We start from the raw sequence: 18492 nt of genomic DNA, 5'->3' as shown, positions 1-18492 counted from the left end.
GATGACCACCGGGCCGGACCCTGACGCGCTGCTGCGGCAAGGGCTGGCCCGGCATCAGGCCGGGGATCTGGCGGGCGCCAGACAATTCTACCGTCAGGCGCTGGCGCTGCGCCCGCGTGACGGCAATGCGCTGAACCTGCTGGGGCAGATCGCCCGCGCGCGGGGGGACCTGCCCGAGGCGCTGCGGCTGATCGGCCAGGCGGTGGCGCTGCATCCCGGCGCGCCTGTCTTCCTGGCCGCCCAGGGCGCCACCCTGGCCGAGGCCGGGCGCCTGCCCGAAGCCGAGGCCGCGCTGCGCGCCGCCCTGGCCGCCCGGCCGCAGGATGCCACCAGCCTGCGGAACCTGGGCCAGGTGCTGAGCACCGCCGGGCGGGTGGGCGAGGCCCTGGCGCCGCTGCGGCAGGCCGTGGCGCTGCTGCCCGGGTCGGGGGAGGCGCATCTGGCCCTGGCCCATGCCTGCCGCGAGGCCGGGCTGCCGGAGGAGGCCGCCACCCATGCCGCCCGGGCCGCCGCCCATCCCCGGCTGGCGGAGCAGGCGCGCTTCCTGCTGGCCGCGCTGGGGGCCGCGTCGCCGCCGGCCCGCGCCCCGGCCAGCTATGTGCGCGACCTCTTCGACCAGTACGCGCCGCGCTTCGATGCCGACCTGACCGGGCGGCTCGGCTACCGCACCCCCGCCATGCTGGCGGAGTTGCTGCTGGAGGCGGGCGTGGCGGCGGATGGCAGTCGCGCCGTGCTGGACCTGGGTTGCGGCACCGGGCTCTCAGGCCAGGCCGTGGCGCCCTTCGCCCGACGGCTGGAAGGGCTGGACCTTTCCCCCCGCATGCTGGCGGAGGCGCGGGCGCGCGGCATCTACCATGCGCTGCACGAAGCCGACCTGCTGGATTTCCTGCCCCGGCAGCCTGGCGCCTGGGATCTGGTGGTGGCGGCGGATGTGCTGAACTACCTGGGCGACCTCTCGCCCGTGCTGGCGGCCATCGGCCACGCCCTGGTGCCCGGGGGAATTGCCGCCTTCAGCCTGGAGAAGGGGGAGAAGGCGCCTTGCAGCCTCGGCCCCGACCTGCGCTACCGCCATCACCCCGCGGCACTGCGCGCCCTGGCCGGATCCGCCGGCCTGACCGTGCTGGCGGAGCGGGAGGCGGCGCTGCGGCGGGAGAAGGGCGCGCCGGTGGATGGTCTGCTCTGGGTGCTGCGCCGCGCCTGAGGCGCCCCAGCCTGTCATCTTCCATTAATGACCGCCTGTGCAGATTGAGGGGCCGCATCCCGCGGCAGCGCATGGGCCGCCCCGCCCGCCAGGCAGCTTCCGGACCCCTCCTTGAACCGCTCGTCACGGAGACCCCGCCGCCCCCGCAGCCGGAAAGCCCGAATCCGCATGACCACCCTCGTCCTTGAGCTGCGCCCTGGCGATCTGCTGATCGTCAATGGCGCCCCCATCCGCTTCCGCAGCCGTACCCGGGTCGAACTGGCGGGCCGCGCCCGCTTCCTGTTCGGCAAGCAGGTCATGGTGCCGGAAGCGGCGACGACGCTGTCCCGCCGGTTCTACCTGGCCCTGCAAACCGCCTATGTGGGGCCGGAGGATGAGCGCGGGGAAGCTCTGCTCCGGGCGCGGGCACTGCAGGCGGAATATCAGGCCTCCGTGGCATCCCAGGGGGCGAAGGACCTGATGCTCAGGGCCCTGGCGCTATCCGAGGAATGCGAGTGCTATCAGGCTCTGAAGCTTGTCCGCCGGGTGATTCAGCAGGAGGAGGCGGCCTCAGCCAGGCCTGTTCCGGACCGTCTGTCTCCGGGCGCATGGCCGGGTCATGTACCAATCGAAACTTGAACGGTCATTCAGATGAGCCTATAAACCCGGTGGGATGAGTTGCGAAAGATTCTCATTTCTATCGCAACGCAGGAGATGAGTGGATGGGCAACGACTTCAGCCACATCACGCGCCGGTGCGAACGGGCAGTGGTGACGGCCTATCGTGAGTTGCGTGAGACCGGGAATGACGACCTCTCGTCCTTCCGGGCCTGCACGGCGCTATATCGCATCCACCACCCGGAAGCCTCGGTGAACGAGGCACGGCGGCTCGTCTCGGAATGGATTGACCACCATCTCGTGCGGGGTGCGACCGGCCCGACTGACGGTTGCGACTGCCCCTGAGGCTTTTGTCAGCCTGCTGACATGAGCAAGGCCGCCTGGAAGGGCGGCCTTTTCTGTTTCCGGCGGGAGGGGGCGCCCCAGGGCAGGTCCCGATCAGGTGGAATGGCCTGATCGGGTGGCGATTCTCGCCAGAATAAAGTCTGGAGCGATTGAGGTGAGCCGGGGTGGACGGAAGCCGCTCTAGCGGCGGCGCCCGACCTCCGGGTTGAAGCGGATGCCCGGACGCGCCAGCCCACCGGCGATGCCGACCGGCGTGCCGTCCGCCCGCCAGCAGGCAGCCCCCTCCAGCATCCCGCCGGGCAGGAAGCGGACGGCGCCCATGCCGCCGCCGATATGTTTCGGCCGCACGGCCACATGGCCACGCGCGGCGAGCCCCGCCTCGGCCTCGGCGGAGATCGCCGGTTCCAGCTCCAGCGTATGGCCCTGGGTCCAGATGCGTGGCGCCTCCACCGCTTCCTGTAGCGACATGCCATGGTCGATCAGGTTGATGATAGCCTGCATGGCCGAGCCGAAGATCCGCAGGCCCCCCGGCAAGCCCAGCGCGAAGGCGGGCTTGTCATCCTTCAGCACGATGGAAGGCGCCATGGAGGTGAAGACCCGCTTGCCCGGCGCGACGGAAAGCGCCCGGTCCGGGTGCGGGTCGAAGTTGAACATATAGTTGTTCGCGATCAGCCCGGTGCCGGGGATGCTGAAGCGTGCGCCGAAGAGGCTGTTGATGGTCTGGGTGGTGGCGACGATGTTGCCCAGCGCGTCCGCCACCGTGACATGGGTGGTATTGGCCGATTCGGCCGGCGGGATGCCCGGCGTCCAGTCCTGCGCCAGATCCATCCGCAGCAGGGCGCGCCGCTCCTCGGCATAGTCCTTGGAGGTCAGCCTCTCCACCGGCACCTTCACGAAGGCGGGGTCGGCGGTGGCGACGGCGCGGTCGGCGAAGGCCAGCTTCAGCGCCTCGGCCAGCAGGTGGACGGTCTCGGCGCTGCCGAAGCCCATGCGGGCGAGGTCGAAGCCCTCCAGCACATTCAGCATCTGCGTCATATGCACGCCGGAGGAGGAGGGCGGCGGCGGGGCCAGTACCTCGAAGCCGCGATAGGTGCCGCGCACCGGCTGCCGCTCGATCACCTCGAAGGCCTCCAGATCGGCCATGGTGATCAGCCCGCCGCTGGCCGCCATATGCGCCGCCAGCGCCCGGCCGATCTGGCCGCCATAGAGCGCCCTGGGGCCTTCCGCCGCGATCAGCGCCAGGGATTCCGCCAGCGCCGGCTGCCGCAGCCGGCTGCCGACGGCGGGGATGTCGCCGCCCGGCAGGAAGGTGGCGGCAAGGCCGGGGTCGCGCGCCAGATCCGCCGCGCCGTCACCGATGGCGCCGGCGAGGTAGTCGGTGACGCGGAAGCCCTCGGCGGCGGCGTGGATGGCCGGGCGCAGCACATCGGCCAGGGGCATCGTGCCGTGCTCGGCCAGGGCCTTGCACCACCCGGCCAGCGCGCCGGGTACGGCCATGGCCAGCGGGCCGAGGTTGTTCTCGCGCCCCACCGTCTCCTGGTAATCGGGCAGGGTGTCGCTGACGGTGCGGTACATGTCCCCCCGCGCGGCGGCGGGGGCAGTGGAAAGCCCGTCCAGCACGAGGTGCCGACCATCGGCCAACCGGATATGGGCGACGCCGCCGCCCAGCGGCCCCACCATCATCGGCTCCACCACCGTCAGGGTGAAAAGGGCGGCGATGGCGGCGTCGATGGCATTGCCGCCGGCCAGCAGCATCTCGGCCCCGGCGGCGGAGGCGACGGGGTGGTTGGTCACCACCATGCCCTTGCTGCCCTGGGCCGGCTGCTTCTCACAGGTGAAGAGGCTGCCCGCGCGGTCGGTCCAGCTGGTCATGATGCGTAACCCCTCAATCATGTCGCTCGCGGTGAAGTTCCCGCCCCCCGCCGGGATTGTCCAGCCGCTACGGAGGCGGAAAAGCGGCTGCGCCCGGCTGGCGCTCGGCGCGCAACTGCGGCAGAGACAGGGCGGCAACGGATTCCATCGGGGGCGACGACAGGTGCGGCAGGGCAGCGGCAAGATCCATTGGCGGATGACACGGGCGCCCATGGGTGGCGGGCGATGAGCGCCGACACCCTGCCCGGCCTGCTGGAGCGCCTGGCGGCGGAGCGGCCCGAGGCCGCCGCGCTGGTCTCGCTCAGCCGGCCGCCCCTGAGCCGCGCCGCCTTCGCCGCCCAGGCGCGGCGGGTGGCGGAAGGCCTGGCGCGGCAGGGCATCGGGCCCGGGGACCGGGTGGCGCTGCTGCTGCCGAACCGACCCGAATTCATGGTGCTGCTGCTGGCCCTGGCGCGGCTGGGCGCCACCGCCGTGCCGCTCGACCCCCGCTGCGGCGTGGAGGATCTGGCGACGCTGCTCTCCCGCGCCCGCGCCGCCGCCGTGGCGGTCAGCTGGGATGGCGGGGGGCAGTTGCCGAAGCGCCTGTCCGCGGGCCTGGAGCTGGCGCGGGCGCCGTTGCGCTGCGTGATCGGGCTGGATGCCGGCGGCACCGCGACCCTGGCCGGCCTGCCGGTGCTGCCCTGGAAGAGCCTGGACGCCATGCCTGAGCGCGAGGCGGTGGAGGCCACCCCCGAGGCCGTCTGCTTGGCGCTGCCGGCGGGAGAGGCGCGGCTGGCACTGCACCGCCAGGGCAGCGTGACCGGCCATGGCCGGGCGGTGGCCACGGCGCTGGGGCTGGATGAGGCTTCCGCCGTACTGCCCGCCCTTTCCCTCGCCAGCCCCGATGCGCTGGCCGCCGCCCTGGCCGCCCTTTCCGCCGGCGCCCGCCTGCTCTGCCAGGAAGAGGCCGGTGCCACGGCCACCGATTCCCTGGCACGGGCACATGGCGCCACGCATCTGCTGGCCGGGCCGGCTGATCTGGCGGCCCTGGGCGGGATGGTGGCGCGGCGGCCCTATGCGGCCCTGACCTTCGCCGGCGCCGCCGGCCCGGTGGAGGCGCCCGGCCTGCCGCTGCGCGAGATCTGGGGCAGTGCCGAGACCCAGGGCCTTTTCGCCCTGCGCGAGGAGGCGGGCTTCCGCCCTGTCCATCCCGCCAGCCTGCGGCTGGAGGGAGAGGCGCTGGCCATCCGGGCGCCCAGCCTGCTGGCCGGCTATTGCGGGGGGGGAGAGGCACTGACGGCCGATGGCTTCCTGGATACCGGCCTGCCTGCCGCCCTGGCTGGCGAGTCCTTCCAACTGACCGGGCCACGCGCGGATGGCGCCTTCCGCCGGGACGGCATGGTGGTCTCGCCCGCTGCGGTGGCGCGCTTCCTGGCCCGTCAGCCGGGGGTCGAGGAGGCGCTGGCGGTCGGCACTCCGGCCGGGCTGCTGGTGGCCTTCATCCGCCCGGTGGCGGATGCGCCGGCCGAGGAAGGCATATTGCTGGCGGCCTGCCGCGAGGCCCTGGCCGCGCCCTGCTGCCCGGACCGGATCGTGATGGTGGAGCAACTGCCGGAAGCGCCGGCCGAGGCCGCCGCCGCGCTGGCCCTGATGCCCGCCGCCGAGGCATGAGACGGGCAGGGATACCCCCCGTGGCCCCCGGCCAGACGGAGGCGTAACCCGTGTCCCAGGAAACCGAGCCTCCCCCGCCCGCGATTTCCGCGCCCCCCGCCGCGCGGAACCCTGATGCCCGCGTGGTGGCGGCCATCGTCGCCAGCGCGCTGTTCATGCAGAACCTGGACAGCACGGTGGTGGCCACCGCCTTGCCGGCCATGGCGCGGGACCTGGGGGAGGACCCGCTGGTGATGGGCGTCGCCATCACCTCCTACCTGGTGGCGCTGACCGTCTTCATCCCCCTCAGCGGCTGGATGGCCGACCGCTTCGGCGCGAAGCAGGTCTTCATGGCGGCGATCACCACCTTCACCATCGCCTCCGCGCTCTGCGGATTATCGCAGGGGCTGGCGGAGATGGTGGCGGCGCGGGTGCTGCAGGGGCTGGGCGGCGCCATGATGGTGCCGGTGGGCCGGCTGCTGCTGCTGCGGCGGGTGAGGAAGGACGAGCTGCTGACCGCCACCACCTGGCTGTCCATGCCCGCGCTGCTGGGGCCGGTGATGGGCCCGCCGCTGGGGGGCTTCCTGACGGACCTGGTGTCCTGGCGCGCGGTCTTCTGGATCAACCTGCCTGTGGGGTTGCTGGGACTGGTGCTGGTCTGGCGCATCATCCCGCGGCTGCCGAGCATCCGGCCGCCACCGCCGGACGTGCCGGGGCTGGCGCTGGTGGGCACCGCCCTGGCCTGCCTGATGTTCGCCTTCGAGACGCTGGGGCGCGGGCTGGTGCCGCCGGGCATCCCCGTCGGCATGCTGACGCTGGGTGCGGTGCTGACGGTGATGGCGGTGCGGCATTGCCTGCGGGTGCGCAACCCGGCGCTGGACTTCTCGCTGTTCTCCATCCCCGGTTTCCATGTCACGACCGTGGCGGGCACATTCTTCCGCATCGGCGCGGGCATGGTGCCCTTCCTGGTGCCGCTTTCGCTGCAGCTTGGCTTCGGCGCCTCTGCCTCGCAGAGCGGCATGGTCAGCTTCGGCACGGCGCTGGGCGCCTTCGTCATGAAGCCGATGGCGCAGACCGCGCTGCGCTGGTTCGGCTTCCGCAATGTGCTGATCTGGAACGCGCTGCTGGCCGCGTCGGCCGTGGCGCTCTGCGCCGCCTTCCGGCCGGGCTGGCCGATGGCGGCGATCTTCGTGGTGCTGCTGGTGGGCGGGCTGTTCCGCAGCCTCCATTTCACCACCACCAATACCCTGGCCTATGCCGATGTGCCGCAGCCCAAGCTTTCGGCGGCCACCAGCTTCTATGGCACGGCCCAGCAGCTCTCCAGCGCGCTGGGCGTGGCGGTGGCGGCGGCGGTGGTGCAGGTCAGCGTATCCGTGGCGGGGCGGGAGTCGCCGGCGATGCCCGATTTCAGCGCCGGCTTCCTGATGGGCGCGCTGCTGATGGCACTCTCCGCCCCCCTGTGCTGGCGCCTGCCGCCGGAGGCTGGCGAGGGTATTGTGACCGGGCGGCGGCGCGGAATCTGAGGCACCCCGCCCGGCAGGGCGCCCCGGGCCGCGGCCGTCCGGCCGGCGCTACTCGGCCGGCGCCACCGCCTCATCCGCCGGGGCCCGGCGGGTGAGGCGGCGGGAGAGACCCTCGAAGGCCAGGAAGAGCACCGGCGTCACGAAGAGCGTCAGTGCCTGGGAAACGGCGAGGCCACCCAGCACCGCCAGGCCCAGCGGCTGCCGCAGCTCGGCCGCCGTGCCCCAGCCGGCGGCGATCGGCACGATGCCGGCGGCGGCCGCCAGGGTGGTCATCATGATCGGGCGGAAGCGGATGATGCTGGCCATGCGCACGGCCGTCAGCGGGTCGTCGCCCGCGCGCTGCCGCTCCAGCGCCACATCCACGACCATGATGGCGTTCTTCTTCACCAGCCCGATCAGCAGCAGCACGCCAATCACGGCGATGACGGAGAGGTCGAGGTCGAAGAGCCAGAGCGTCGCCAGGGCGCCCACCGTCGCCGCCGGCAGGCCGGAGAGGATGGTGAGCGGGTGCACCAGGGATTCGTACAGCACCCCCAGCACGACATAGACGATCAGCACCGCCGCCAGCAGCAGCATGCCCTGGCCGGCCAGCGCCTGCTGGAAGATCTGCGCCGTGCCGGCATAGCCGGAGACGATGGTCGGCGGCAGGCCCAGCTCACGTTCCATCCGCGCGATGGCATTGGTGGCACCGCCCAGCGCCACGCCGGGGGCGGTGTTGAAGCCGATGGTCACGGAGGGCAGCTGGCCCTGGTGGTTCACCGTCAGCGGGCCGACCGTGCGGCTGATGGTGGCGATGCCGGCCAGCGGCACCAGCCGGCCCGAGCTGCTGCGGAGATAGATCTTGGAGAGCCCGCTCTCATCCTGCTGGTCGCGCGGCAGGGCTTCCAGGATGACGGAATAGCTGTCCGAGGCGCCGAAGATGGTGCTGATCTGCCGCGCGCCGAAGGCGGAATAGAGCGCCTGCCGCACCTGATCCACCGACACGCCCAGGGAGGCCGCGCGGTCGCGGTCCACATTGACGGAGAGGATGGGCGCGTTGAGTTGCAGGTCGGTATTCACGTCCTGCAGCTCCGGCAGGCCCCGCAGGGAGGCGGACATGCGCTCCGCCCAGGCATAGAGCTCGTCGGCCCGCAGGCCCTGCAGGGTGTACTGGTAGAGGGTGCGGGACTGGCGGGCGCCGAAGTTCAGGTTCTGGATCGGGTTGATGAAGACCCGCATGCCCGGGATGCCGGCGGTCTGCCGGCGCATCTGCTGCAACACCTCCGTCACCGGCGGGCGCTCGGCCCGGGGCTTCAGCTGCACGAACATGCGGCCCTGGTTGATGGCCTGGGTGCCGCCGCCGACGCCGAGCGAGGAATTCACCATCTCCACCGCCGGGTGCCGGCGCAGGATCTCCGCCACATGGGCCTGCCGGACGCTCATGTCGTCGAAGGAGGAATCCTGCGGCCCCTCGGTGGAGACGCTGACGAGGCCGGTATCCTCGATCGGGAAGAAGCCCTTGGGGATGGTGATGGCCAGCCAGACGGACAGCCCGATGGAGGCGAGGAAGGCCAGCCAGACCACGGCGCGGAAGCGCAGCGACAGGTCGAGCAGCCAAGTATAGCCCCGTTCCACCGCGCGGAAGCCGCGCTCCAGCGCCGCGTCGAAGCGGCCGGGCTTGCTATGGGCGGGCAGGCGGCTGGCCATCAGCGGCGTCAGGGTCAGGGAGACGATGCAGGAGCAGATGACGGCCAGGCTGACGGTGGCGGCGAAGGCGTTGAAGACACGGCCCACCACGCCGCCCATCATCAGGATGGGCAGGAAGACCGCGATCAGCGAGAGGGTGATGGAGATGATGGTGAAGCCGACTTCCCTGGCGCCGCGGATGGCGGCGGCCATGGGCTTCATCCCTTCCTCCATATGCCGGACAATGGCCTCCAGCATCACGATGGCATCGTCCACCACCAGGCCGACGGCGAGCGTCAGGCCGAGCATGGTGATGTTATCGATGCCGTAGCCCATGGCGTGCATGACGCCGAAGGTGCCGGCCAGCGAGATGGGCACGGCGACGCCCGGGATGATGGTGGCCGAGAGCTTCCGCAGGAACAGGAAGATGACCAGCACCACCAGCCCGATGGCGATCATCAGGTGGTGCTGCACGTCATGCACCGCATCCCGGATGGAGACGGAGCGGTCCAGCATGACCGTCAGCTCTGCGCCCGGGGGGAGGGCCGCGGCAAGGCCGGGGAGCGCGGCCTTCACGGCATCCACCACCTCGACCGTATTGGCATCGGGCTGGCGCTGCACGGCGAGCGTCAGCCCGCGGGTGCCATTCATCCAGGCGGCGCGGCGGTTGTCCTCCACCCCGTCCTCCACCCGCGCCACGTCCTGCACGCGGATGGGCGCATTGGGGCGGCCGCCGATGACGAGGCGGCCGAATTCGGCGGCGTCCTGCAACTGGTCGTTGGCGCGCAGCGTCAGCTGCTGGCGCGGACCGTCCAGCGTGCCCACGGGGGTATTGCCGTTGGCGGCGGCGATGGCGCGCTGCGCCTCATCGAAGCCGAAGCCCATGGCGGCCACCCGCTCGGGGTCCAGCTGCACGCGCACGGCGTATTTCTGCTCGCCGAAGGTCAGGACCTGCGCCACGCCGGGAATGCGGGAGAGGGCAGGGGCGACGATGACCGAGGCGACCTCGTTCAGCCGGTAGAGCGGCACGTCGCCGCCGCGCAGGTTCAGCAGCACCACCGGCGCGTCGGCCGGGTTGGATTTGCGGAAGCTGGGCGGGTTCGTCATCTCCGAGGGCAGGCGCCGCTGCGCGCGGCTGAGGGCCGACTGCACATCCAGCGCCGCCGCGTCGATATTGCGGCCCAGCACGAATTGCAGCGTGAGCTGCAAGGTGCCCTGGCCGCTGATCGAGCTCATCTGGTCGATGCCGGCGATGGTCGAGAATTCCCGCTCCAGCGGCAGTGCCACCGAATTCGCCATGGTCTCCGGGCTGGCGCCGGGGAAGGTGGCGGAGACGGAGATGACGGGGAAATCGACGCGCGGGATGGCTGCGACCGGCATCTGGAAATAGGCAACGATTCCGCCCAGCACGGCCGCCACGGCCAGCAGCCCGGTCATGACCGGGCGGCGGATGCAGAATTCCGAGAGGTGCATGGACGGGGCTCAGCTCTGCGGCCGGTTGGCGGGGGGCGTCCGCTCATTAACGCGGGCGCCATCGGTCAGAAGCTGGGCGCCCTCGATCACGACCTTGTCGCCGGCGTTGATCTCGGCTTCCAGCACGGCGCGGCCGCTGACGACGCGCCTCAGCTCCACCGATTTGCGGCGCGCGCGGCCTTCATGGTCCACCACATAGACATAGCGGCCCTGGCTGCCGGTCTGCACGGCCTGCACGGGCACGCTGAGCGCCTGCGGCTCGACCCGCGGCACCAGCACCACATTCACATACTGGCCGGGCCAGAGCTGGTTCTCGGCATTGGCGAAGCGCGCCTTGAGCTGCACCGTGCCGGAGGTGGTATCCACCTGGCTGTCCACGAAGGTCAGGTTGCCCTCGGCCGGCCCGTGGTGGTCGCCGGGCGCGCGGGCGGTGACGGTGGGGGTGCCGGAGGCCATGGCATCCCTGATCTCGGGCAGCCATCGCTCGGGCACCGAGAACTGCACCTGGATCGGGTCCATCTGGGTGATGGTGGCCAGCACCGTGCCCTCGCTGCTGCGCACGAGGTTGCCGGCATCCACCGGCAGGGCACCCAGGCGGCCATCGGCCTCGGCGCGGATGGTGGCGTAGTCGATGGTCAGGCGGGTCTGGGCGATCAGCGCCTCGGTCGCCTTCACATTGGCATCGGCGGAGGCGGCATCGGCCTGGGCCTGCTCGTAGCGTTGAGTGGCGGCGAAGCCCTCCCCGCGCAGGGAGGCATAGCGGGTGGCGTCGGCGCGGGCGCGGGCGGCCAGGGCGCGGTCCCGCGCCAGCTGGGCTTCCTGCTGTGCCAGCTGCGCCTCGGCCATGCGGGTATCGAGGGTGAAGAGCGGCTGGCCGCGCTTCACGCGCTGGCCTTCCTGGGCATGCACTTCCCGGATCTGGCCATCGACACGGCTTCGCACGTTGACGACGGACTCAGCGACCACATTGCCATTGGCGGCGATCTCCAGCGGCATGGGGCCGCGGGAGGCGGGGCTGGTCACCACCGGGAGGCCCTGCTGCCCCCCATTCTGAGCCAGCAGACGGCCGGGGGGCAGGAACAGGCTGGCGCCGATCAGGCCAGCCAGCATGGAGATCGACGCGCGCGATGCCTTCATGCACCACGGCATTAAGGCCCACCTGCGCAACGGCATAGGCGGTGTTACATTCCGTAACAATTTCGCGAGAATCTGGCCCGGACCCGGCGGAAGCCGCCCGTCAGGGAGCGGCTGGGCCGGGTGAGGTGCAAACATGACGAAACCGCGGTGAGCGGGCCATGAAGGCCCGCCCCGCGGTCATCGGCAGTTCAGTCCGCCGGAGGCAAAGCCCGGCGGAGAGGGATCAGAAGCCCTCGCGCTCCAGGCGCTTGCGCTCAACCTTGCGGGCGCGGCGGACCGCTTCGGCGGCCTCACGGGCACGACGCTCAGACGGCTTCTCATAGTGCCGGCGCAGCTTCATCTCACGGAAGACGCCTTCACGCTGCAGCTTCTTCTTGAGGGCCTTCAGGGCCTGATCGATATTGTTATCCCGAACGACGACCTGCACGCTGTGCGGTATCCTCTTTGCCTGGGTCCGGCAGCCGATGAATGCCGGGTGAAGTGAAAAGCGAACAGCACGGGCATCCGGCTCCTGCCGGGTCCGTGCAAGCGCGCCGTGTTAGCACGGGCACCCCAGGAAGGAAAAGCCCTTCCCCGCATGGCTGGCGCAACCATTTCTTTGGGGACAGACTCTCTTTCCCATCACCAGCCAGATCGGTGCCCCATGGCCATCCTGAAAATCGCCCGCATGGGCCACCCGGTCCTGCTTCGCCGCGCCGAACCCGTACAGAACCCCACGAGTCCGGAGATCCGCCGGCTGATCCTCGACATGGCCGAGACCATGCTGGACGCCGGAGGCCTGGGCCTTGCAGCGCCGCAGGTGCATGTGCCGCTGCGCCTCTTTGTCTGGCGCAACGGCGACGATGTGGCGGCGCTGATCAACCCCGAGATCGTCCTCCTGGACCCGCCCGATTCGCTGGGTTGGGAAGGCTGCCTCTCCATCCCCGGGCTGCGCGCCAGCGTGCCGCGGGCGGAGCGCGTCGCCTTCCGCGGCCTGGACCTGGATGGCGAGCCGGTGGAAGGCGAGGCCGAGGGCCTGCTGGCCCGCGTGATGCAGCATGAGAACGACCATCTGGACGGCGTGCTCTATACGATGCGCGTGCGGGATTTCAGCCTCTTCGGCTTCACCGATGAACTGGCCCGCGCCGCCGGCGGCGAGGCCGCCATCCGCACCGGCCAAGCCACCAGGGGCCAGCCCGACGCGGGCCAGCAGGGCACATGATGACCGCCGTGCCGGAGCGGAGCCCCGCGCGTGACGCCGCCCTGCGCGCCATGCTGCCGCATGTGCCGGCGCGGGGATGGACCGTCTCCGCCCTGCGCGCCGGGCTGGCCGACCTGGGCGAGCCGCCTGAGGCCGCCGAATGGCTCTTCCCGCGCGGCCCTGTCGGGATGGTCGAGGCCTGGAGCGACCTGGCCGACCGCGAGATGGTGGTGACGGCCGGGCCGCTGGAGGCACTGCGGACGCCCGCGCGCATCCGTGCCCTGATCGCCGCCCGGCTTCTCTGGATGACGCCTTGGCGTGAGGCCGAGCGGCGCGCCGTGGCGCTGCTGGCCCTCCCCTGGAATGCCGCCGCCGCCGGGCGTTGCGCCGCCCGCACTGCCGATGCCATGTGGCAGGCAGCGGGCGATACCTCTTCCGGCTTCTCCCGCCATAGCCGCCGGCTCACCCTGGCGGCTATCCACACGACGACCCTGGCCTATTGGCTACGCGAGCCGGCGCCGGGGTTGGAGGAGAGTCTGTCTTTCCTGGACCGGCGGCTGGAGGATCTGGCGCGCTGGCAGGGGCGGCCGGCGAAGCGAAGTTGAAGCCTGATCTTGGCAAGTGCCTGCAAGCCACTCCACTCATGGAATTTTCCGGCTGCGCGTGACCCCTTCGCAAGCCCTGCGCAAGTAGTGTAGAAGCGAGCACGGGAGAGTGAGTTCCGCTTTCGCCCGCAACCTCAGAGGGATTTCGGCCGCGATGAAGTTTGTTCGCGTTCTGGCTGCGGGCTTGACCGCCGCGATGGTTGCCACGCCCGTGCTGGCCGACAGCTGCCTGCAGCCGGCCGAGCGCACCGCCATGGAGGTCCGCGCCCTGCAGAGCCAGTTGATGGTCGCCGCGCTGGCCTGCAACAAGAGCGACCAGTACAACGCCTTCGTCAGGCGCTACCAGCGTGACCTGGGCGAGGTCTACAAATCCGTGACGGCGCATTTCAAGCGCGTGCATGGCAATGCCCAGGGGCAGAAGCAGCTGGATGTCTTCATGACCCATCTGGCCAATGCCCAGTCCCAGGACGGCATCGACCAGGGTTCCTTCTTCTGCCAGAACGTGGCGCCGCTGTTCACGCAGGCGATGTCACCGCAGCAGGCCGGAGTGGCGACGCTGGCCTCGGTATCGAGCCAGAACAACGTGGTGATCCCCTATACGCTGGATACCTGCACCACGGTCGTGGCTTCTGCGCCCGCCAGCAAGGCGGCGCCGGCCCGGCAGGCCAGCCGGGCCCGGACGGTCACCCGCTAAGCCAGCCGGCCACCAAGCAAGATCAAAGGGCGCCGCGAGGCGCCCTTTTTCATGCCCGCATCTTTGGCCGGGCCTGCGTGGCGAACGGAAAAGGGGCGCCTCGCGGCGCCCCTTCCCAAAGTCTCTCGACCTGTTGCCGGGCGGCGAACCGCCCGGCTGCCAGATTAGCGCAGGACGATCTCGACGCGGCGGTTCTGCGGCTCGCGCACACCGTCGGCCGTGGCGACCAGCGGCTGGCTCTCGCCATAGGCGCGGATCGTGATCTCCGAACGCTGCACGCCCAGGCGGACCAGCTCGGCGGCGACGGCGTCGGCGCGGCGCTGGGACAGGCGCTGGTTGTACTGCGGCGAGCCGGAGCTGTCGGTGTGGCCGGACACTTCGATCCGGGTGGCCTGCACGCGGCTGGCGGCCTGGGCGGCCTCGGCGATGATCTGGCGGGCACGGGCCGTCAGATCAGCGCGATCCCAGTCGAAGAACACCAGGTAGGTGCGGGCCGGGGCCGGAGCGACGGCCGGAGCGACCGGCGCCACCGGGGCCGGAGCGACCGGACGCGGCGTGTTGAAGGCGTAGCGCACGCCGATGAAGGCGGAGTGGTTGAAGTTCTCGGTCTCGAACTTCACGCGACGCACGGGGCCGTTGCCCGAGCGGGTCACGAGATCCATTTCGGGGTCGAGGGTCGCGAAGAAGCGATACTCGGCCGTGATCGAGAGGCCGGGAACCGCGGCGATCGGGAAGGCCAGGCCGGCGATGCCCTGGTAGGCGAAGTTGCCGTCCGTGTCGTTCGTGCTGACCGCGCGACCCAGGCCCGTGGGGGTGAAGAAGCGGCTGCCGACCGAGTCATACTTGGTCCAGGCGTAACCGACACCGGCGCCGAGGTACGGCGTCACGGGCCAGTTCATGTTGAAGTCATACAGGGCGTTGACCATGACGCCGTAGTTGCGGACGCGGCCGCTGATGCCCGGCAGGTCGACGCCGTTGTTGGTCAGCTTGCGCGTGTCGTTCTCACGGTAGTTGCCTTCGATCTCGGCGCGCAGGCCGTTGCCGAAGCCATAACCGATGGACAGAACGCCGCCCCAGCCATCATCGAACTTGCCGTTCATGTTGCTGAGGGTGTCGGACGGACCGGCGGAGAACACACCGCCCTTGGCCGTGATGTCCGCATTCTGCATGTAGTTGTAGCCGGCGCCGGCGCCCAGATAGACGCCGTTGATCGGCTGGGCCTGCGCGGCGAGAGGCAGAGCCATGACCGTGGCTGCCAGAAGCGCCTTCTTGAAGTTCATCTATTCTCTCCTCGATCCACACAGAGGCGTTCGCAGCGCGCAAGCGATCCGAATGGATTCCGCGCGGCGTGGAGAAGAGGTAGCATTCATTCCGGGGCAGTGCAGTATACCCTGTGGTGTTTTCCGCTCACTGTGGCCGAGGTGCCACAGGTGGAGTGGGGCATTTAGATCACAGTTCCGAGAGCGCTTCCGCCACAGCTTCTTTCCCTAGTGTACCCAAGGGGAAAAGCCGGTTCGCATGGCCCATTTTGCGACCCGGCCGGGCAGAGGCCTTGCCGTATAGATGCACGGAAACATCACTCTGGGCCTGGAGCGCGGACACCCGCGCCATGCCCTCGGGGCCCACGAGATTCCGCATCACGGCGTCCGAATGCCGCGCCGTTCCGCCCAGCGGCAGGCCGGCCACGGCGCGCATATGCTGGTGGAACTGGCTGGACTGGCAGGCATCCTGCGTCCAGTGCCCGGAATTATGCGGGCGAGGGGCGATCTCATTGCCCAGCAGCCGGCCATCCGGCAGCAGGAAGAACTCCACCGCCAGCACGCCCACCAGCTCCAGCGCCTCCGCCACGCGGGCGGCATGGGCGCGGGCCTGGGCCGCGACCTCCTCCGGCACGCGGGCCGGGGCGAAGGAGAGGTCGAGGATATGATGACGGTGCTGGTTCTCCACCGCGTCATAGACCGCCGTGGCACCATCGGCGCCGCGCGCGGCGATGGCGGAAATCTCCTGGGTGAAGGGCACGAAGGCTTCCAGGATCAGCGGCTTGGGTGACAGCCGCTCCCAGGCCGGGGCCAGATCCTCCTGGGTCCGCAGCACGGCCTGGCCGCGGCCATCATAGCCCAGGCGGGTGGTCTTCAGCACCGCCGGCAGGCCGATGCGCGCCACGGCCTCCCGCAATTCCGGTTCGCTGGTCACGACGGCCCAGGGGGCGACCGGCACCCCCGCCGATTCGAGGAAGGCTTTCTCCTGCAGCCGGTCCTGGCAGACGGACAGGGCCCTGGGCCCGGGGCGGCAGGGCACCAGCGGGGCCAGGATCTCCAGCGTGCGGACCGGGACGTTCTCGAATTCCAGCGTCACCACATCGACGGCGGCGGCGAAGGCGGCCAGCGCTGCCTCGTCCTCGTAGCCCGCCACCGTGCGGGCGGCGGAGACAAGCATGGCCGGCTCGTCATCCTGCGGCGCGTAGATATGGCAGCGGTAGCCCAGTTCTGCGGCCGCCAGGGCGGACATGCGGCCGAGCTGGCCGCCGCCGAGGATGCCGATGGTGGCATTGGGCGGCAGCGGAAAGCGGGTCTCGCTCATTCCGGCGTCTCCGCCACGGCCTCGCTCTGCTGTTCACGGAAGCGCTCCAGCCGAAGGGCCAGGGCGGCATCGGTGGTGGCCAGCATGGCGGCGGCGAGCAGCGCCGCGTTCACCGCACCGGCCCGGCCGATGGCCAGGGTGCCGACCGGAATGCCGGCCGGCATCTGGGCGATGGAGAGCAGGCTGTCCATGCCCTTCAGCGCGTGGCTCTCGACCGGAACGCCCAGCACCGGCAGGCGCGTGAGGGAAGCTGTCATGCCCGGCAGATGCGCGGCCCCGCCGGCACCGGCGATGATGACGCGCAGCCCGCGCGGCGCCGCGCCCTGGGCATAATCATACATGCGCTGCGGCGTGCGATGGGCCGAGACCACCTTGCACTCATGCGGGATGCCGAGCTTCTCCAGCGTCTCCGACGCGTGGCGCATCGTTTCCCAGTCCGAGCGGCTGCCCATGATGATGCCGACCAGCGGCGCGGGGATGTTGTCGGTCACGCGCGACATCCTGCGGACAAGGGGTTGTTCGAGGCGGCGGCTGTGCCGCGCCCGGCCCGGAATGTCCAGCGGGAATGTCCCGGCGCGTGGCCGGAACCGGTCTCAGGCGATGATATCGGGGACGAGGCGGCTTTCCAGCCAGGTGATCTCGTCCTTCAATTTCAGTTTACGCTTCTTCAGCCGCTGCAGCTGGAGCTGGTCCGTCGGACCGTCCCCGATGCGCGCAATGACAGTGTCCAGGTCGCGATGCTCGCTGCGAAGCTCATGCAGACGGCGAAGAAGGCTGTCTCGGTCGGCCAGCATCAGGCGTCATTACTCGGCGGTTAGGAGTCGCATCGGAGGAGAATGACGCCATATCATGCGGGCGCGCGGCCGCACAGCGGCCTGTCGCCGCCGCCGCACATGTTGCGACGCGGGGCAGGGTTGCGGCGCCGCTGCGCCCCCCGGGAGCGTCGGCTCCCCAAGCCACCGCCGAAAAGGCGGCCGGGATGCGGCGCCCACCGGGGGCCCGATCACAAGCGTGGAGGACACAGCGTAGTCATGACGCACCAGCCCCGCCTCAATAGCCTGCAGGACCGCCATGCGAGTCTGGACCGGCAGATTGCCGCCGAAGGCGCTCGTCCGGCACCCGATCCCAGCACGCTGACGCGCCTCAAACGCGAGAAGCTGCGCCTGAAGGAAGAGATGGAGCGGCTGCGCGCCGCACGCTGAGGGGCTGACCGCCTTCCTCACGCCCCGCGACGCTCTCGGCGTCGCGGGGTTTCTTATGCCCGGCAAACGGGGGTGCCGGCTCCGGTCTCAGGGGGAGGGGGCGTCCTCGCCTTCCTCAAGCTGGGCCGGGGTGACGGCTGGGTTGCCGCCCGCGGCGATGACGGCCGCGTTCAGGTCGCCCTGGCTGCAAAGGCCCAGGATCACGGGGTCGCGCGGCTTGATGTTGGCGCTGTTCCAGTGGGTGCGGTCGCGCACCTTGGCGATGGTGTCCTTGGTGGTGCCCAGCAGCTTGCTGATCTGCGCCTCGGTCAGTTGCGGGAAGTTCCGCAGCAGGAAGGCGATGGCGTCCGGGCGGTCGTTGCGCTTGGAGACCGGAGTGTAGCGGGCGCCCTTGCCGCGCCCCTTCACCGGCGGCAGGGCGGTGGGCAGCAGGCGCAGGCGGGCGCTCTTATCGGCCTCGCAGCGCTGGATTTCCTCCCGCGTCAGCTGGCCGTTCTGCACGGGGTCGTAGCCCACGATACCCTGCGCCACCTCGCCATCGGCGATCGCCTGGACCTCGAGCGGATGCATGCCGACGAAGTCGGCGATCTGCTCGAAGGAGAGGGACGTCTTCTCGATGAGCCACACGGCGGTGGCCTTCGGCATCAGCGGCAGGGTCATCGGAAACCTTATCGGGTCGGAGTGGGCGGGTGCGCGAACCGCCCCCGAAGCACGTTACGTTGTGACCCTGCATATAGAGAGGGGGAGGGAGAGGGTCAAAGGTTGCAAGGGCGGTGGGAGCGCTGGCGCG

The 18492-nt window shown here is 70.5% G+C and carries 18 protein-coding genes; 9 read left to right on the top strand and 9 right to left on the bottom strand.

Annotated features, from left to right (window positions below; genetic code table 11):
• Position 1: 1 nt before the first annotated feature.
• From IAI58_RS16495 to IAI58_RS16485, 3 genes are all read left to right on the top strand, one after another.
• On the top strand, positions 2 to 1201 hold the full coding sequence (locus IAI58_RS16495) for a tetratricopeptide repeat protein (protein WP_207444791.1): 1200 nt from the start codon (positions 2 to 4) through the stop codon (positions 1199 to 1201).
• 168 nt (positions 1202 to 1369) lie between these two features.
• Positions 1370 to 1819, top strand: a complete 450-nt coding sequence (locus IAI58_RS16490) for a flagellar biosynthesis repressor FlbT (RefSeq protein WP_207444792.1) — start codon at positions 1370 to 1372, stop codon at positions 1817 to 1819.
• Positions 1820 to 1902: 83 nt separating this feature from the next.
• A complete protein-coding gene (locus tag IAI58_RS16485) occupies positions 1903 to 2142 on the top strand; it encodes a hypothetical protein (RefSeq protein ID WP_207444793.1) in 240 nt (79 codons plus the stop codon).
• A gap of 180 nt (positions 2143 to 2322) precedes the next feature.
• On the opposite strand, the gene ggt is transcribed toward IAI58_RS16485, so the two are convergent.
• Complete coding sequence (gene ggt / locus IAI58_RS16480) at positions 2323 to 4014, bottom strand: gamma-glutamyltransferase (protein ID WP_207444794.1); 1692 nt, start codon at positions 4012 to 4014, stop codon at positions 2323 to 2325.
• A 225-nt stretch (positions 4015 to 4239) separates the two neighbouring features.
• On the opposite strand from ggt, the gene IAI58_RS16475 reads away from it, so the two are divergent.
• Together IAI58_RS16475 and IAI58_RS16470 are read left to right on the top strand one after the other, a co-directional pair.
• Positions 4240 to 5664, top strand: a complete 1425-nt coding sequence (locus tag IAI58_RS16475; RefSeq protein WP_207444795.1) for an AMP-binding protein — start codon at positions 4240 to 4242, stop codon at positions 5662 to 5664.
• Between the two features lie 50 nt (positions 5665 to 5714).
• Complete coding sequence (locus tag IAI58_RS16470; protein ID WP_237182880.1) at positions 5715 to 7166, top strand: DHA2 family efflux MFS transporter permease subunit; 1452 nt, start codon at positions 5715 to 5717, stop codon at positions 7164 to 7166.
• 48 nt (positions 7167 to 7214) lie between these two features.
• Here the strand turns inward: IAI58_RS16470 and IAI58_RS16465 are convergent, their stop codons facing one another.
• The 3 genes from IAI58_RS16465 to rpsU form a co-directional block, all read right to left on the bottom strand.
• Positions 7215 to 10304 (bottom strand): efflux RND transporter permease subunit, encoded by a 3090-nt coding sequence (locus IAI58_RS16465; RefSeq protein ID WP_207444796.1) that lies wholly within the window; start codon positions 10302 to 10304, stop codon positions 7215 to 7217.
• A gap of 9 nt (positions 10305 to 10313) precedes the next feature.
• On the bottom strand, positions 10314 to 11441 hold the full coding sequence (locus tag IAI58_RS16460) for an efflux RND transporter periplasmic adaptor subunit (RefSeq protein ID WP_237182105.1): 1128 nt from the start codon (positions 11439 to 11441) through the stop codon (positions 10314 to 10316).
• Positions 11442 to 11664: 223 nt separating this feature from the next.
• Positions 11665 to 11868 carry a 30S ribosomal protein S21 gene (gene rpsU / locus IAI58_RS16455; RefSeq protein WP_007006360.1) on the bottom strand — a complete coding sequence of 68 codons (204 nt, stop codon included), beginning with the start codon at positions 11866 to 11868 and terminating at the stop codon, positions 11665 to 11667.
• A gap of 216 nt (positions 11869 to 12084) precedes the next feature.
• Here rpsU and def point away from each other — a divergent pair, with 216 nt between their 5' ends.
• From def to IAI58_RS16440, 3 genes are all read left to right on the top strand, one after another.
• Positions 12085 to 12642 carry a peptide deformylase gene (gene def / locus IAI58_RS16450; protein ID WP_207444797.1) on the top strand — a complete coding sequence of 186 codons (558 nt, stop codon included), beginning with the start codon at positions 12085 to 12087 and terminating at the stop codon, positions 12640 to 12642.
• A complete protein-coding gene (locus IAI58_RS16445) occupies positions 12639 to 13226 on the top strand; it encodes a COQ9 family protein (RefSeq protein WP_237182106.1) in 588 nt (195 codons plus the stop codon). Before def ends, IAI58_RS16445 begins: the two co-directional genes overlap by 4 nt.
• Positions 13227 to 13410: 184 nt before the next feature.
• Entirely contained in the window at positions 13411 to 13920 is a 510-nt protein-coding gene (locus IAI58_RS16440) for a hypothetical protein (RefSeq protein ID WP_237182107.1), read from the top strand.
• Positions 13921 to 14084: 164 nt separating this feature from the next.
• Here the strand turns inward: IAI58_RS16440 and IAI58_RS16435 are convergent, their stop codons facing one another.
• The 4 genes from IAI58_RS16435 to IAI58_RS16420 all read right to left on the bottom strand — a co-directional run bounded on the left by IAI58_RS16435 (position 14085) and on the right by IAI58_RS16420 (position 17294).
• Positions 14085 to 15200 (bottom strand): OmpA family protein, encoded by a 1116-nt coding sequence (locus IAI58_RS16435; protein WP_207444799.1) that lies wholly within the window; start codon positions 15198 to 15200, stop codon positions 14085 to 14087.
• 169 nt (positions 15201 to 15369) lie between these two features.
• Complete coding sequence (locus IAI58_RS16430) at positions 15370 to 16500, bottom strand: 5-(carboxyamino)imidazole ribonucleotide synthase (protein WP_207444800.1); 1131 nt, start codon at positions 16498 to 16500, stop codon at positions 15370 to 15372.
• Positions 16497 to 17000: a 5-(carboxyamino)imidazole ribonucleotide mutase gene (gene purE, locus IAI58_RS16425; protein ID WP_207444801.1), complete on the bottom strand. Its 504-nt coding sequence runs from the start codon at positions 16998 to 17000 to the stop codon at positions 16497 to 16499. Before purE ends, IAI58_RS16430 begins: the two co-directional genes overlap by 4 nt.
• Before the next feature lie 93 nt (positions 17001 to 17093).
• Complete coding sequence (locus IAI58_RS16420; protein ID WP_207444802.1) at positions 17094 to 17294, bottom strand: YdcH family protein; 201 nt, start codon at positions 17292 to 17294, stop codon at positions 17094 to 17096.
• Between the two features lie 237 nt (positions 17295 to 17531).
• Here IAI58_RS16420 and IAI58_RS16415 point away from each other — a divergent pair, with 237 nt between their 5' ends.
• Positions 17532 to 17702: a YdcH family protein gene (locus IAI58_RS16415; RefSeq protein WP_207444803.1), complete on the top strand. Its 171-nt coding sequence runs from the start codon at positions 17532 to 17534 to the stop codon at positions 17700 to 17702.
• Positions 17703 to 17789: 87 nt separating this feature from the next.
• Here the strand turns inward: IAI58_RS16415 and IAI58_RS16410 are convergent, their stop codons facing one another.
• Positions 17790 to 18362, bottom strand: a complete 573-nt coding sequence (locus tag IAI58_RS16410; RefSeq protein WP_207444804.1) for a DUF1013 domain-containing protein — start codon at positions 18360 to 18362, stop codon at positions 17790 to 17792.
• Positions 18363 to 18492 lie beyond the last annotated feature (130 nt).

It is taken from the genome of Roseomonas marmotae (genome assembly GCF_017654485.1).
GTDB lineage: Bacteria > Pseudomonadota > Alphaproteobacteria > Acetobacterales > Acetobacteraceae > Pseudoroseomonas > Pseudoroseomonas marmotae.
This window is presented reverse-complemented; position numbering and strand designations above follow the sequence as displayed.

Coding starts and splice junctions, on each gene's coding strand:
- IAI58_RS16495 (WP_207444791.1), top strand. CDS start 2: ATGACCACCGGGCCGGACCCTGACGCGCTGCTGCGGCAAGGGCTGGCC.
- IAI58_RS16490 (WP_207444792.1), top strand. CDS start 1,370: ATGACCACCCTCGTCCTTGAGCTGCGCCCTGGCGATCTGCTGATCGTC.
- IAI58_RS16485 (WP_207444793.1), top strand. CDS start 1,903: ATGGGCAACGACTTCAGCCACATCACGCGCCGGTGCGAACGGGCAGTG.
- ggt (WP_207444794.1), bottom strand. CDS start 4,014: ATGACCAGCTGGACCGACCGCGCGGGCAGCCTCTTCACCTGTGAGAAG.
- IAI58_RS16475 (WP_207444795.1), top strand. CDS start 4,240: ATGAGCGCCGACACCCTGCCCGGCCTGCTGGAGCGCCTGGCGGCGGAG.
- IAI58_RS16465 (WP_207444796.1), bottom strand. CDS start 10,304: ATGCACCTCTCGGAATTCTGCATCCGCCGCCCGGTCATGACCGGGCTG.
- IAI58_RS16460 (WP_237182105.1), bottom strand. CDS start 11,441: ATGAAGGCATCGCGCGCGTCGATCTCCATGCTGGCTGGCCTGATCGGC.
- def (WP_207444797.1), top strand. CDS start 12,085: ATGGCCATCCTGAAAATCGCCCGCATGGGCCACCCGGTCCTGCTTCGC.
- IAI58_RS16445 (WP_237182106.1), top strand. CDS start 12,639: ATGATGACCGCCGTGCCGGAGCGGAGCCCCGCGCGTGACGCCGCCCTG.
- IAI58_RS16435 (WP_207444799.1), bottom strand. CDS start 15,200: ATGAACTTCAAGAAGGCGCTTCTGGCAGCCACGGTCATGGCTCTGCCT.
- IAI58_RS16430 (WP_207444800.1), bottom strand. CDS start 16,500: ATGAGCGAGACCCGCTTTCCGCTGCCGCCCAATGCCACCATCGGCATC.
- purE (WP_207444801.1), bottom strand. CDS start 17,000: ATGTCGCGCGTGACCGACAACATCCCCGCGCCGCTGGTCGGCATCATC.
- IAI58_RS16420 (WP_207444802.1), bottom strand. CDS start 17,294: ATGCTGGCCGACCGAGACAGCCTTCTTCGCCGTCTGCATGAGCTTCGC.
- IAI58_RS16415 (WP_207444803.1), top strand. CDS start 17,532: ATGACGCACCAGCCCCGCCTCAATAGCCTGCAGGACCGCCATGCGAGT.
- IAI58_RS16410 (WP_207444804.1), bottom strand. CDS start 18,362: ATGACCCTGCCGCTGATGCCGAAGGCCACCGCCGTGTGGCTCATCGAG.